Source organism: Clavibacter sp. AC415, assembly GCF_979252985.1.
The window spans coordinates 87,822-99,736 of sequence record NZ_CEEDAR010000018.1; the positions used below are offsets into that span (position 1 = coordinate 87,822).

Below are 11,915 nucleotides of genomic sequence, written 5' to 3' on the forward strand. Positions count from 1 at the left end.
AAGCAGGGAGCGCATGTCACAGCACACCGAGCTCGTCGTCCTCCTGGACGACGACGGCGAGAAGATCGGCACGGCGCCCAAGGCGACGGTCCACACCCGCGACACCGCGCTGCACCTCGCGTTCTCGTGCCACGTGTTCGACGCGGAGGGCCGGATCCTCGTCACGCGCCGCGCGATCGGCAAGCTCACCTGGCCCGGCGTCTGGACCAACTCGTTCTGCGGCCACCCCGCGCCCGACGAGGACATGCTCGAGGCCGTGCACCGCCGCGCCGAGCAGGAGCTCGGGCTGGCCCTCGCCTCGGTCGAGCTGGTGCTGCCCGACTTCCGCTACCGCGCGACCGACGCCGCGGGCGTCGTCGAGAACGAGATCTGCCCCGTGTTCCGCGCGGTCGCGGCCACCCCGGTCGACCCGCGGCCCGAGGAGGTGGGCGAGTACCGGTGGGTGGATCCCGAGCAGCTGACCACCGCCGTGGCCCTCACGCCGTGGGCGTTCAGCCCGTGGCTCACGCTCCAGCTGCCGTTGCTCTACCCCGAGCACGCGGCGCACGCCGGGCTCTCGGAGGCGGCGGTGCCGGCCGCCTGAGCCGGCGCCTCACCGACGAGGGTGGGATCAGCCCCAGAAGGCGCGGACCTCGTCGGCGACGCGCTCGGCCTGGGCACGGCCCGCCTCGGCGGAGGCCTTCCGGGTCGAGAGCAGGAGCGAGTTCTCGCCGAAGGCGCGCGTGCTCTCCGCGTCGGCCTGGATCACGAGCACGTCGGCGCGGCCGCGGAGCTGCTGCACCACGCCGGGGAGGGTCGGTCCCATGCCGGAGGTCGGGGCCTCGGGGCCGCACGCGATGACGAGTATCCGCTCGTGGTCGGCGACGACGTCGGCGTTCGTGCCGGAGCGCATGCCGCCGTCCATGTAGGGGCGGCCGTCGATGGTGACGGGCGGGAAGACGCCGGGCACGGCGCAGCTGGCGGCGGACGCGCGCACGAGGTCGGCGCCGGACGCGCGGTCGAACACGGTGAAGCGGCCGGTGCCCGCGTCGACTGCGGTGATGCGGAGGTCCGCCTCCGGCCAGTCGCGGACGGGCAGCAGCTGGCCGATGCGCTCGACGCTCGCGGCGTCGTCGACCTCGGGGTCGTACTCCTCGAGGGCCAGCTCGCCGATCCTCTGGCGCGTGGGGATCTCGCCCGCGGTGCTCGCGACGCCCTCGCCGATGACCTCGACGGTGCGCGCGAGGTCACGGCTGCCCATCGGCTCGGCCATGCCCGCCACGTCGACGAAGTGCTCGTCGTAGGCCGCGTCGATGGCGCCGGCCCGCAGGTTGATGGCGACGACGGATCCGGCCGAGGTGCCGACGACCGTGTCGGCGCCCGCGAGGTCGACGCCCGCCGCGATGAGCCCGGAGACGAGGCCCGTCTCCCAGGCGATCCCGGCGACGCCGCCGCCGCCCAGGACCAGTCCGCGCGTCGCCGTGGGGGTCTCTCGTCCGCTGCCGGTCATGGCTCTCCTCTTCGTGTGCACGTCGGTGGTGGTGGTCGTCGTGGTGGTCGACGCGCGTCCATCATCCCCGAGCCCGGTGGACGCCGGCCGCCCGCCGGCCGAGCGCCGGGTGCACGCGCGGTGGATCCGGCGGGTCAGGCCACGGGTCCGTCGGACGCCTCCCGGTAGACCTCGCGCACCTCGCCGAGGAAGCGCAGCACGGTCGCGCGCTCGCGCGGCGAGAGCGCGTCGGCGGCGCGGGCGACGCCGCCGATCATGGGCATCAGCTCGTCCATGGCGCGCCCGACGGACGCGGGCCGCGGGACGACGACGACCCGGCGGCGGTCGTGCGGGTGCGGCCGGCGGTCGACGTGGCCGACCTCCACCAGCCGGTCGACCACGAGCGTCGCCGCCGCGGTCGTGATCCCGAGGCGGCCCGCGAGCTCGGTGGGCGACAGCGATCCCGCCTGGATGAGGTGCTCCATCGCCTTCATGTCGGTGGGGTTCACCGCGAGCACGGTGCCGAGGCGGCGCTCGAACCCGGCCGCGAGGCCCAGCACGTCGCGGAGCGCGCGGCCGATCTCGCCCGCGTCGCCCGCGGCGACCGGCACCCCGGCGCCGGGCCCCGGCAGGGCGTCGGACGCCTCCGGTCCGGGGCGGCTCTCGGTGCTGGACATTCCCCCATCGTACGTCCGCGTTCGCTAAGGAAGCTCGACAGTCAGTAGGCTGACGATCACCGCACCCCTGGAGGAACCCGTGAGATCGATCGCCCGCTTCGTCAGCGCCCGGCGCACCGCCTGGATCGCGCTGGTGGTGGCCGCCGCCGCCGTGGCCGCCCTGTTCGCCTTCCTGCCGAAGGGCGAGGCCGACGCGTTCCCGCCGTCCGGGCTCCCCGAGTCCAGCCAGGCCCGGCAGGTGAGCGAGCTCCTCGAGCGCTTCCCGAGCGCCGACACGACCGTCGGGATCCTCGTCTTCAGCCGCGACGGCGCCGCCCTCACCGACGCCGACACGGCCGCGATCGCCGAGCGCGCCCAGGCGCTGGCCGCGGACTCCCTCGCGCCGCAGGCGGTCGTGCCGCAGCTCAGCGACGACGGGCGGGCGGCGCTCGTCGCGGTCCCGCTCGACGCCTCCGACGCCGCGGACGACATCGCCGCCACCGCCGACACCCTCCGCACGACGGCGGGCGAGGGCCTCCCCGACGGGCTCACCGCCCAGCTCACCGGCCCGATCGGCTTCCAGGCGGACATCTCGAACGCCTTCGCGGGCGCCGACTTCCGGCTCCTGCTCGTCACGGTGCTCGTGGTCGCCGTGCTGCTCATCGTCACCTACCGCAGCCCCGTGCTCTGGATCGTGCCGCTCGCCGTGGTCGGCGCGGCCGACGGCCTGGCCCGCGTCGTCGTCACGGCCGTCTCCGAGCCGTTCGGCATCACCATCGACGCCTCCATCGGCGGGATCCTGTCGGTGCTCGTCTTCGGCGCCGGCACGAACTACGCGCTGCTGCTCGTCGCCCGCTACCGGGAGGAGCTGACCCGCCAGGAGGACCGCCACCGGGCGATGCTCACGGCCGTCACGAGCGCGGGCCCGGCCATCGCGGCGAGCGGCGGCACCGTCGCGCTCAGCCTCATCACGCTGCTGGCCGCCGAGCTGTCCGGCAACCGCGCCCTCGGGTTCGCGTGCGCGATCGGCGTCGTCATCGCCATCGCCGCCGCGCTGCTCGTGCTGCCCGCTGCCCTCGTAGTCTGCGGCCGGGGCCTGTTCTGGCCGTTCATCCCGCGCGTCGGGTCCGACGTCGACCACGGCGGGAAGCCGGGCGTCTGGCGGCGCCTCGGGCTCGGCGTGCAGCGGCGGCCCGTGGTCGTGGCGGTCGTCGCCCTCGCCGGGGTCGGCGTCCTCGCGCTCGGCCTCGTCGGCGCGCGCGTCGGCCTCTCGCAGACCGACCAGCTGCTGGGCGACCCGGAGTCGGTCGCCGCCCAGGAGGTCGTCGACGCGTCGTTCTCGGCGGGCCTGACGGCCCAGACCGTGGTGCTCGCCCCGGATGCGGCCGCGGCGGACGCGGTCGCCACCGCCGAGTCGGTGCCCGGCGTCGAGGGCGCCCGGGCGGGCGAGTCGGCGGAGGGCCGCACGCGCATCGACGTGCAGCTCGACGCGGAGCCCGAGAGCGCTGCGGCGTTCACCGCCGTGCGTGACCTCCGCGCCGCTTACGCCGACGCCCCGGGCGAGGAGTCCGCGTCGCTCGTCGGCGGCAGCGACGCCACGGCCGCCGACACGGCCGCGTCCTCCGAGCGCGACCAGGGGCTCATCATCCCGATCATCCTGGCCATCGTCTTCGTGATCCTCGGCCTGCTGCTGCGCTCGCTGGTGGCGCCGGTGCTCCTCATCGCGAGCGTGCTGGCGACCTTCTTCGCGAGCCTCGGCGCGGCCAACCTGCTGTTCCAGCAGGTCCTCGGTTTCCCGGCCTTCGACGCGAACGTGGTGCTGTTCGCGTTCCTGTTCCTGGTGGCGCTGGGGGTCGACTACAACATCTTCCTCGTCACCCGGGCGCGGGAGGAGCGGAGGCTCCACGGCACGCGCGAGGGCATGGTGCGGGCGCTGGCCTCGACGGGCGGCGTGATCACGAGCGCGGGCATCCTGCTGGCCGCGGTCTTCGCAGTGCTCGGGGTGCTGCCCGTGGTGGCCCTCACGCAGATCGGCGTCATCGTGTGCATCGGCGTGCTGCTCGACACGCTCGTGGTGCGGACGCTCCTCGTGCCGGCGCTCGTGTTCATCCTGGGCGACCGCTTCTGGTGGCCGTCGCACCGGCCGGGGCGGCACGAGGGCGCCCGGGTCGACGAGCCGGTCGCGGCGACGACCGCCGGGTAGCGCGCGCGGATCCTCCTCGTCCCGGGTCATTTATGGCACCCTGTGCCATAATCGCGGCACCGGCACCCGCCGGACCCATCGAGGAGGATCCATGACCCACGAGCCGCGCTTCGCCGGACGCACCGCCATCGTCACGGGAGCGGGGAGCGGCATCGGCCGCGCCACCGCCCTGCGACTCGCCCAGGACGGAGCGCGCGTCATCGCCGCCGACGTCGTCGCCGAGCGGCTCGACGCGTTCGTCGCCGAGCACCCCGAGCTCGACATCGTCCCGGTCGTCGGCGACATCACCGCCGAGGACGGCGTGCAGGCGATCGTCGACGCCGCCGACGGCCGGGTCGACGTGCTCGCCAATGTCGCCGGGATCATGGACGGCTTCCTCCCCGCGGGCGAGGTCGACGACCGCACCTGGGACCTCGTGTTCGCCGTGAACGTGACCGCCGTGCTGCGGCTCACGCGCGCGGTGCTGCCCCTCATGCAGGCGGCCGGCTCCGGCGCGATCGTCAACGTCGCCTCGGAGGCGGCGCTCCGGGGATCCGCTGCGGGCGTCGCCTACACGGCGTCGAAGCACGCGGTCGCGGGCATCACGAAGAACACCGCCGTCATCTACGGGAAGCAGGGCATCCGCGTGAACGCGGTCGCGCCCGGCCCCACGAAGACGGCGATCGAGGCGCCCATGCGCTCCGCCCTCGCGGGACAGGTGCTCGGCCCGCTGATGCAGACGATGATCCCCACCCCCGTCGAGGCCGAGGAGCTGGCCAACGCCATCACCTGGCTCGCGAGCGATGAGAGCCGCAACGTCAACGGCGTGATCCTGGCGTCCGACGGTGGCTGGTCCGCGATCTAGCCGGCCGCACGCGCCGGCGGCCGGCGGCTGGTCCGCGATCTGACCGGCCGCGGGCGCGCCGACGCCGGGCGCGGGCGGATGGGGCCCGGGACTAGCGGTCGGCGCGCGTGCCGTCGGATCCGCCCGCCAGCGCGAGGGCGTCCACGGCGCGGCGGATGGCGGCGTCCGGGCGCGGGTCGTCCGAGCTCGTCGCCCACCACCGGAGCGCCGCGTAGGTGGACGCGCCGAGGGCGTCGGCGAGCACCGCAGCCTCGACCGTCCCGCGCAGCTCGGGGCGCCCGGATGCGACGAAGCCCGCGAGCACGTGCGACCCGGCGCCCAGGCGCGGCGACGCGAGGCCGCGGAGCTCGGGGTGCGCGTCGATGATCCGGAGGCGCACGCGGGTCATGCCGAGGTCGATGCCCGAGGCCTCGAGGGCGCGGACGAACGCGTCGGCGTAGGCGGCGCCGAGGGGTCGGCCGCCCGTGCCCGCGGCGAGCAGCCGGTCGAGCACCTCGACGACCGCCTCGGCGCCGCCCCACACGAGGTCGGCCTTCGACGGGAAGTAGCGGAAGAGGCTGCGCCGTCCGACCCCCGCGGCCTCCGCGACGTCGGCCATGCTGACCGCGTCGTAGCCCCGCTCCGCGAACAGGGCGATGGCGACGCGCGCGAGCTCGGCGGCGTCGATCGCGACGGGACGGCCGGCGGCGCGCTCGGGGGACGCGGACGTGGCCATGCCGGGAAGCGTAGCGGCCGGCTGGCCGACCGTCGGGACCCGGACCCGGCTCGGGTCGGGGTCCCGGTCCGGACGGTCGGGACGGCCGCTGTCCGGCGTCAGACCCCGATGTCGCGCGAGCCACTCCCCCGGGGTCCGCGGCGTGAGTCCCAGCCGCGCCTGCGCGCTGGTCGGCGCGTCGATGGCCTCCGACGCCTGCGTCGCGCGCCAGCGGTACGACTCGATGACCGGCCGCGCGCCCTCCTCGCCGAACAGCGGGATGATGTCCGCGCCGAACTCGTCGGGCGTCCGCGCCGCGAAGCGCACGTCGCGCCCGAGGTGCTCGGCGAAGGCCGCGGCCAGGTCCCGACCGGTGAGCGCGGGCAGCGCGCCGACGCCGACCGTGCCGGTGACGGACGGATCCCGCAGGAGCCGCGCCACCACGTCGGCGACGTCCAGGTGCGAGCTCCAGGAGACCGCGTAGTCGTCGCGGATCGGGTAGCGCAGCACTCCCTCCGTCCGCACGGGCCCGACGACGACCGGCAGGAGCAGGTTCTCGAGGTAGAGCCGCGGCTCCACCACGGCGAGCGGGACGCCGGCGTCGCGGATGCCCCGCACGAGGACGTCGAGCGGGGATCCCGCGGCCTCCGGGACGTCGATGCGTCCGCCGCTGGTCGACACGACCACGCGCGCGGGCCGGGCGCGGTGGACGGCCGCGACGATCGCCGCGGCGTGCTCGGCCTGCTGCGCCGGGGATCCGATGGGCAGGTGCACGAAGACGCCATCGACGCCCGCGTAGGCGGCGGCCAGCGAGTCGACGGAGGACAGGTCGACGGACACGGGGACGCCGCCGCCGCGGTAGGCGGCGGCGGCGTCCCGCACGGCGGCGCGGACGTCGGGGATGACAGGGAGGAGGGCGGCCAGCACGGGAGCGCCCTGGGCGCCGGTGGCGCCGTGAATGAGGAAGGTCATGCGCCCATTGATGCATGCGATGCACCGGTTACGTCAAATGCACCGAGAGGCCTATCCTCGGATCCATGGCGTTCTCCCCGGATGTGTGGCCCGAGTGCGGCGTGGCGCGGTTCCTCGGCCTGATCGACGGACCGTGGGCGACGCTGATCGTCCGCGAGCTGCTCGGCGGCCCCCTGCGATTCACCGAGCTGCGCGGCGCGCTGCCCGGCATCAGCGCCCACACGCTGTCCGATCGGCTGCGGCGCTTCGAGGAGCACGGCCTGGTCACGCGGACGGCGTATGCCGAGATCCCGCCGCGCGTGGTCTACGAGCTCACCGACGTGGGCCTCAGCCTCCGACCCGTCCTGGATGCGATGAACGCCTGGGCGAGCACGGTGCCGCGTCAGGTGGAGGAGCGGACGGGCGACGACGACCTGCCGGTCCCCGTGCTCGTCCCCGGCCGCGGCGGATCCCGACCCACGTGCGAGGTGCCGGCCGCCGCCGCGCCCTCCCGGCCCTCCGCATCCCCGCGATCCGCCGCCCGCACGGCCGCCCGGTGAGCGCCGCACCGCAGCCGGCGCCCGCCGTCCGCGCCATGCGCCCGGACGACTGGGAGCGCGTCTCGCGCATCCACCTGCACGGCATCGAAGCCGGCGACGCCACGTTCGAGTCGGCGCCGCCGACGTGGGAGCGCTTCGACGCGCACCGCCTGCCGGACCACCGACTGGTCGCGGTCGATGCGGACGACGCCGTGCTCGGCTGGGCCGCCGTCTCCGCGGTGTCGTCCCGCGCCGTCTACGCCGGGGTCGTCGAGCACTCGATCTACGTCGATGCGGCAGCCCGCGGGCGCGGGGTCGGGAAGGCGCTCCTCCAGGAGCTCATCGCCTCGACCGAGCGCGCGGGCATCTGGACCCTGCAGGGCGTCGTCTTCCCGGAGAACGGCGCCAGCATCGCCCTGCACGAGCGCTTCGGGTTCCGGGTGGTGGGGCGGCGCGAGCGCATCGCGGCCGCGGAGGCCGGGCCGCGCGCCGGGATCTGGCGCGACACCCTGCTCATGGAGCGGCGGTCGCCGGCGGTCTGAGCACGCCACCCGCCCTCTGACCCCCGCCACGCCGACCGGAGTGGCGGCCCGCGAGTGTGGAGGCTCCGCACCGGGGATCCGGCGGCGGCCGTAGGTTCACGTGTCGTCGCACGAGCGACAAGTGCACGCCCCCCCCCCGAAACCCATGTACCGAGAGGCCGTCATGATCCGACCCGCACGCCCCGCAGCCCGAGGCCGGCGCCGCCGCGCCGCCATCGCCCTGGGAGCCGCTGCCCTCACCCTGGCGTCCCTCGCCATCGCCGCGCCCGCGAACGCCGAGCCTGAGAGCACGTTCCACGAGGGCTACTGGCACGGCATCGACGTCTTCGTCCTCAAGAACTCCCGCGCGCAGGGCTTCGTGGTCAGCAGCAAGGAGGGCTACTACGTGAAATGCACGAAGGTGACGCCGGGGTGGAACCGGATCGAGCTTCCAGAGTTCACCCGCAACGTGCGTCTCTCCGCGAAGGAGTCGTGCGATTACTTCTCCGAGATCTACGACTACCCGGGGCTGCTCGGGAAGCCGGGACAGACGTGGGCGATCTCGAACAACCGCGCATACGTCCTGCGCAAGTAGGAGCCTCGCGACGCTGACGGCCCTCGCCCTGCGATCCTCCGGGATCGTCGAGCGGGGGCCTTCCGCATGCCGCGACAGAGGCCCCGCACCACCGCCCGCGCCCCGGCGACATCACCCGCGTGCGTCGAAGCGGCGTCGACCGCGCCCGGTCGCTCGACGCACTGCGCCTGCCCCCCCCCCCCGCACGGTGCGGCGCCACGACCAGGCCGCGCGCGACGCGGTCGGCGGCCTCCGCGCCGGGCCGCGTCCGCACCACGTGCAGGCAGGCGTCGAGGCCCGAGGCCGTGCCCGCGGAGGCGAGCACGTCGTCGTGTTCGAGGTGGACCGCGGATCCGTCGACCGCGATCACGGCGTGCCGGGCGGACAGGCTCTGCACGGCGCCGCGGTCGCGCGCCGCTCGCTTCCCGCCTTCGGGACCTGTGGCACGGTGGTGGCATGAGACTCGCCGAGGCGCTGATGGAACGGTCCGACCTGCAGAGGCGCATCGAGTCGCTGCGGAGCCGCGTGCAGGCGAGCGCCCGGTACCAGGAGGGCGAGGATCCCGCGGAGGACGCGGCGGCGCTGCTCGAGGAGGCGGTCGCGACGGTCGAGCGGCTCGCGGGGCTCGTGACGCGGATCAACCTCACCAACACGGCCGCGAGACTCCACGACGGCACGCCGCTCACCGCCGCGCTCGCCCAGCGGGACGCGCTGCGGACGCGGCACGGGATCCTCGTGGACGCGGCCGACGCCGCCTCCGGCCGCGGTGGCGCGGGCGGCGGCTCGTACGCGCCCCGACAGATGCGGAGCGAGCTGCGGCAGATCGCGGCGCTGCCGATCCGCGAGGTGCGCGACCGGGCCGATGAGACGGCGCGGGAGCTCCGGGAGCTCGACGCACGGATCCAGCGCGCCAACTGGGAGGTGGAGCTGGTCGGCGGGACGGAGGCGTAGGGGCGAGTCGGTAGTCGTCCGGAGCGGGCACACCCCGGAGGATCAGCGGGCAATCTGATCCCCTGTGGCGCGGAGGGCAGCGCACCCGGCGAGAGCCGAGCACACGTCAGCCCCGCACCTCGCACCGGGAACGGTGCACGGGTACAGCTCACCACCACGTGCCGGTCGGACGACGAGGGAGGGTTCGGGGACCTCGCCCCCACGCGCGATGATCGAGGGACGCATGGAACGACGCGCGCCCGTCCAGCCCAGGAGATCCCCATGACCGCACCCCGCCGCGCCCTCGTCCTCGTCGACGTCCAGCAGGAGTACTTCGCCGGGCCGCTCGAGGTCCGCCACCCCGACCGCGACGACTCGGTGCGCACCATCGGCCGCGCCATCGACGCGGCGACGGAGGCGGGCATCCCCGTCGTCGTGGTCCAGCACACCGCCGGCGAGGGTGCGCCCGTGTTCGACCCGACGAGCGACGCCTACCGCCTGCACCCGGAGATCGAGTCGCGCCGGACGGATGCCTGGAAGGGCCTCGTGAAGTCGAAGGGCTCGGTCTTCGCCGGCACCGACCTCGCCGAGTGGCTGCGGGCCGAGGGGCTCGACACGATCACGCTGGTCGGCTACATGACCAACAACTGCATCCTCGCGTCGTCGGTGGAGGCGGAGGGGCTCGATGTCGCGGCCGAGGTGCTCTCCGACGGGACGGGCGCCATCGCGCTCGCCAACGCCGCCGGATCCGCCGACGCGGCGACCGTGCACGGCACGCTCATGACGCTGCTGCACTCCAACTTCGCGGCCGTCGCGACGACCGACGCGTGGATCGCCGCGGTCACCGCGGGCGAGCCCCTCCCGAAGGACGACCTGGGCAGCTCGGCCGTCGCGGGTGCGGCGCGCTCCGCGGGCTGATCCCGGGGCCGGCTGCACCACCGGCGCGATCACTCCGCGGGCGGCATCACTCCGCGAGCGCGATCACTCCGCGCCCCCGCCGGTAGTCGCGCATGTCGAACGCCGTCACCTGGCACGACGCCGCCTCGTCGCGTCCCGATGCCGTGTCCTCGGCCAGGATCCGGTCCCCCGCGCGCACCCGGCAGGTGACGGTGCCGTCCGCCCCACCGAGGATGGCGGTGACGCTGAAGTAGTCGCCGGCGGAGAAGGCCGCGTCGGTGAGGTGGACGTCGTGCTCCTGGGTGAGGGGCAGCGCCTCCGCCGCGACGTCGCGGTACCCGTCGTTGAGGCCGCCCAGCCAGATCGCACGCACCTGCGGCACGGTGCCGGTCAGCTCGACGGTGAGGGTGACGGCGTACACGATCTCGGGGGTCGCGGGCGCATTCGGATCCGGGCTCGCGGCGCCCTCCGGCGGCGTCGTCGGCGGGTACGTGTCGAGCACCAGCCCGACCAGGGTCGTGATGGCGATCACCCACGCCGTCAGCGCGACGACGTTGAGCGCCAGGCCCGTGATCGCGAGGCGGCGGGAGTTGCGTAGCCGCTTCCGGGTGAGCGCGAGGATCCCGAACGCCGCACCCACCACGGCCAGGAGCCCGGTGACGAGGTCGAGCACCGGCACGAGCGCGCCGAGGAGCGCGAGGACCGCGAGCACGACGGCAGTGCCCGCGGCCTCGTTCCGTCCGCGCACGCGGGCAGGCGTCGAGGAGGGCGGGGCCTCCGGATCGGGCGGCGGGGCGGCCGGCCCGGACGGGGTGGGCTCCGGTGGCGTGCCGGCTGGCCCGTACGGCGTCGGTCGCGCGTCGGGGGCGGCCGGCCCGTGCGATGTGGGCTCCTGCGGTCGTGCGGCGGGCCCGTCCGGACCCGGCTCCGTCACTCGGCGGCGTCCCGCAGGTCCTCGGCCGGGGCGCTGCAGCTGACCGTGGCGCCGTCGCCCTCCGCCCGCTGCTCGGTGACGATGTAGTCGCCGACGAGGATCCGGCAGGTGATGTCGCCCTCCGCGGAGACCGCCGGGTCGATGCTCGCGACCGCGCTGACCGAGAACATCGCCATGTCGAAGGCGGTCGTGTCGGGCACGACGACCTCGCGGGTGAACGGGAGCCGCTGGTCGGACGCCTGCTCGGTGCCCGCGGATCCGCCGACGGACGTGCTCCAGAGGACGCCCGCCGTGACGGTGCCGCCCGTGCCGGTCACCTCGTAGGTGACGCGCACGTCGTCCGCGGCCTCCGCGGACGACCGCGCCTCGGACTCCTGCACCGCGCCCGTGATCGCCGTGACGATGCCGGCCGTGTAGACGATGGCGAGGACGATCGAGAGGATCAGCGCGACGATGCTCACGACGAGCCCGCCGAGTGCCATGCCCTTGGGCCGGTCGCGGAGCACCAGCCCGATGATCCCGAGCACGATGCCGACGGCCGCGAGGAACCCCGACACGTAGTTGAGGATCGGGATGACCGCGCCGATGAGCGACAGCACGCCCACGATGAGGGCGGCGAGTCCTACGCCGTTGAACGACTTCCGCTCGCGGGGAGCGGAGGCGTCGGGTTCGGGCGCGTCGCTGAAGGTCATGCCTCGACCCTG

General features: G+C 74.9%; 14 protein-coding genes. 9 read left to right on the forward strand and 5 right to left on the reverse strand.

Features of this window, described 5'->3' with window-relative positions:
• The first annotated feature begins 13 nt into the window (after positions 1–13).
• Positions 14–583 (forward strand): isopentenyl-diphosphate Delta-isomerase, encoded by a 570-nt coding sequence (idi, locus tag ACZ411_RS11365; RefSeq protein ID WP_464170686.1) that lies wholly within the window; start codon positions 14–16, stop codon positions 581–583.
• A 27-nt stretch (positions 584–610) separates the two neighbouring features.
• Here idi and ACZ411_RS11370 read toward each other — a convergent pair whose 3' ends face one another.
• Together ACZ411_RS11370 and ACZ411_RS11375 are read right to left on the reverse strand one after the other, a co-directional pair.
• Complete coding sequence (locus ACZ411_RS11370; RefSeq protein WP_464170688.1) at positions 611–1,489, reverse strand: patatin-like phospholipase family protein; 879 nt, start codon at positions 1,487–1,489, stop codon at positions 611–613.
• Positions 1,490–1,623: 134 nt separating this feature from the next.
• A complete protein-coding gene (locus tag ACZ411_RS11375; protein ID WP_464170690.1) occupies positions 1,624–2,145 on the reverse strand; it encodes a MarR family transcriptional regulator in 522 nt (173 codons plus the stop codon).
• A 79-nt stretch (positions 2,146–2,224) separates the two neighbouring features.
• Here ACZ411_RS11375 and ACZ411_RS11380 point away from each other — a divergent pair, with 79 nt between their 5' ends.
• Both ACZ411_RS11380 and ACZ411_RS11385 read left to right on the forward strand, forming a co-directional pair.
• Positions 2,225–4,327, forward strand: coding sequence for an MMPL family transporter (locus ACZ411_RS11380; RefSeq protein ID WP_464170692.1), 2,103 nt, complete (start codon positions 2,225–2,227; stop codon positions 4,325–4,327).
• 91 nt (positions 4,328–4,418) lie between these two features.
• Positions 4,419–5,171, forward strand: coding sequence for an SDR family NAD(P)-dependent oxidoreductase (locus ACZ411_RS11385; protein WP_104289435.1), 753 nt, complete (start codon positions 4,419–4,421; stop codon positions 5,169–5,171).
• 91 nt (positions 5,172–5,262) lie between these two features.
• On the opposite strand, the gene ACZ411_RS11390 is transcribed toward ACZ411_RS11385, so the two are convergent.
• Positions 5,263–6,837 (reverse strand): TetR family transcriptional regulator, encoded by a 1,575-nt coding sequence (locus tag ACZ411_RS11390; protein ID WP_464170695.1) that lies wholly within the window; start codon positions 6,835–6,837, stop codon positions 5,263–5,265.
• 65 nt (positions 6,838–6,902) lie between these two features.
• On the opposite strand from ACZ411_RS11390, the gene ACZ411_RS11395 reads away from it, so the two are divergent.
• From ACZ411_RS11395 to ACZ411_RS11420, 6 genes are all read left to right on the forward strand, one after another.
• Complete coding sequence (locus ACZ411_RS11395) at positions 6,903–7,376, forward strand: winged helix-turn-helix transcriptional regulator (protein ID WP_094116779.1); 474 nt, start codon at positions 6,903–6,905, stop codon at positions 7,374–7,376.
• A gap of 35 nt (positions 7,377–7,411) precedes the next feature.
• Entirely contained in the window at positions 7,412–7,897 is a 486-nt protein-coding gene (locus ACZ411_RS11400; protein ID WP_094117084.1) for a GNAT family N-acetyltransferase, read from the forward strand.
• 163 nt (positions 7,898–8,060) lie between these two features.
• Positions 8,061–8,471, forward strand: a complete 411-nt coding sequence (locus ACZ411_RS11405; RefSeq protein ID WP_146081600.1) for a hypothetical protein — start codon at positions 8,061–8,063, stop codon at positions 8,469–8,471.
• A 310-nt stretch (positions 8,472–8,781) separates the two neighbouring features.
• Positions 8,782–8,910: a hypothetical protein gene (locus ACZ411_RS11410; protein ID WP_464170698.1), complete on the forward strand. Its 129-nt coding sequence runs from the start codon at positions 8,782–8,784 to the stop codon at positions 8,908–8,910.
• A complete protein-coding gene (locus ACZ411_RS11415; RefSeq protein ID WP_464170700.1) occupies positions 8,907–9,401 on the forward strand; it encodes a DIP1984 family protein in 495 nt (164 codons plus the stop codon). Before ACZ411_RS11410 ends, ACZ411_RS11415 begins: the two co-directional genes overlap by 4 nt.
• Before the next feature lie 261 nt (positions 9,402–9,662).
• Positions 9,663–10,298, forward strand: a complete 636-nt coding sequence (locus ACZ411_RS11420; protein ID WP_464170702.1) for an isochorismatase family protein — start codon at positions 9,663–9,665, stop codon at positions 10,296–10,298.
• A 46-nt stretch (positions 10,299–10,344) separates the two neighbouring features.
• Here ACZ411_RS11420 and ACZ411_RS11425 read toward each other — a convergent pair whose 3' ends face one another.
• Both ACZ411_RS11425 and ACZ411_RS11430 read right to left on the reverse strand, forming a co-directional pair.
• Positions 10,345–11,025 carry a hypothetical protein gene (locus ACZ411_RS11425; RefSeq protein WP_464170704.1) on the reverse strand — a complete coding sequence of 227 codons (681 nt, stop codon included), beginning with the start codon at positions 11,023–11,025 and terminating at the stop codon, positions 10,345–10,347.
• A gap of 182 nt (positions 11,026–11,207) precedes the next feature.
• Positions 11,208–11,903, reverse strand: coding sequence for a DUF4190 domain-containing protein (locus tag ACZ411_RS11430; RefSeq protein WP_464170706.1), 696 nt, complete (start codon positions 11,901–11,903; stop codon positions 11,208–11,210).
• Positions 11,904–11,915 lie beyond the last annotated feature (12 nt).

Excerpts from the sequence above, each read along its gene's own strand:
- idi (WP_464170686.1), top strand. The coding sequence starts at position 14 with ATGTCACAGCACACCGAGCTCGTCGTCCTCCTGGACGACGACGGCGAG.
- ACZ411_RS11370 (WP_464170688.1), bottom strand. The coding sequence starts at position 1,489 with ATGACCGGCAGCGGACGAGAGACCCCCACGGCGACGCGCGGACTGGTC.
- ACZ411_RS11375 (WP_464170690.1), bottom strand. The coding sequence starts at position 2,145 with ATGTCCAGCACCGAGAGCCGCCCCGGACCGGAGGCGTCCGACGCCCTG.
- ACZ411_RS11385 (WP_104289435.1), top strand. The coding sequence starts at position 4,419 with ATGACCCACGAGCCGCGCTTCGCCGGACGCACCGCCATCGTCACGGGA.
- ACZ411_RS11390 (WP_464170695.1), bottom strand. The coding sequence starts at position 6,837 with ATGACCTTCCTCATTCACGGCGCCACCGGCGCCCAGGGCGCTCCCGTG.
- ACZ411_RS11395 (WP_094116779.1), top strand. The coding sequence starts at position 6,903 with ATGGCGTTCTCCCCGGATGTGTGGCCCGAGTGCGGCGTGGCGCGGTTC.
- ACZ411_RS11400 (WP_094117084.1), top strand. The coding sequence starts at position 7,412 with ATGCGCCCGGACGACTGGGAGCGCGTCTCGCGCATCCACCTGCACGGC.
- ACZ411_RS11405 (WP_146081600.1), top strand. The coding sequence starts at position 8,061 with ATGATCCGACCCGCACGCCCCGCAGCCCGAGGCCGGCGCCGCCGCGCC.
- ACZ411_RS11415 (WP_464170700.1), top strand. The coding sequence starts at position 8,907 with ATGAGACTCGCCGAGGCGCTGATGGAACGGTCCGACCTGCAGAGGCGC.
- ACZ411_RS11420 (WP_464170702.1), top strand. The coding sequence starts at position 9,663 with ATGACCGCACCCCGCCGCGCCCTCGTCCTCGTCGACGTCCAGCAGGAG.
- ACZ411_RS11430 (WP_464170706.1), bottom strand. The coding sequence starts at position 11,903 with ATGACCTTCAGCGACGCGCCCGAACCCGACGCCTCCGCTCCCCGCGAG.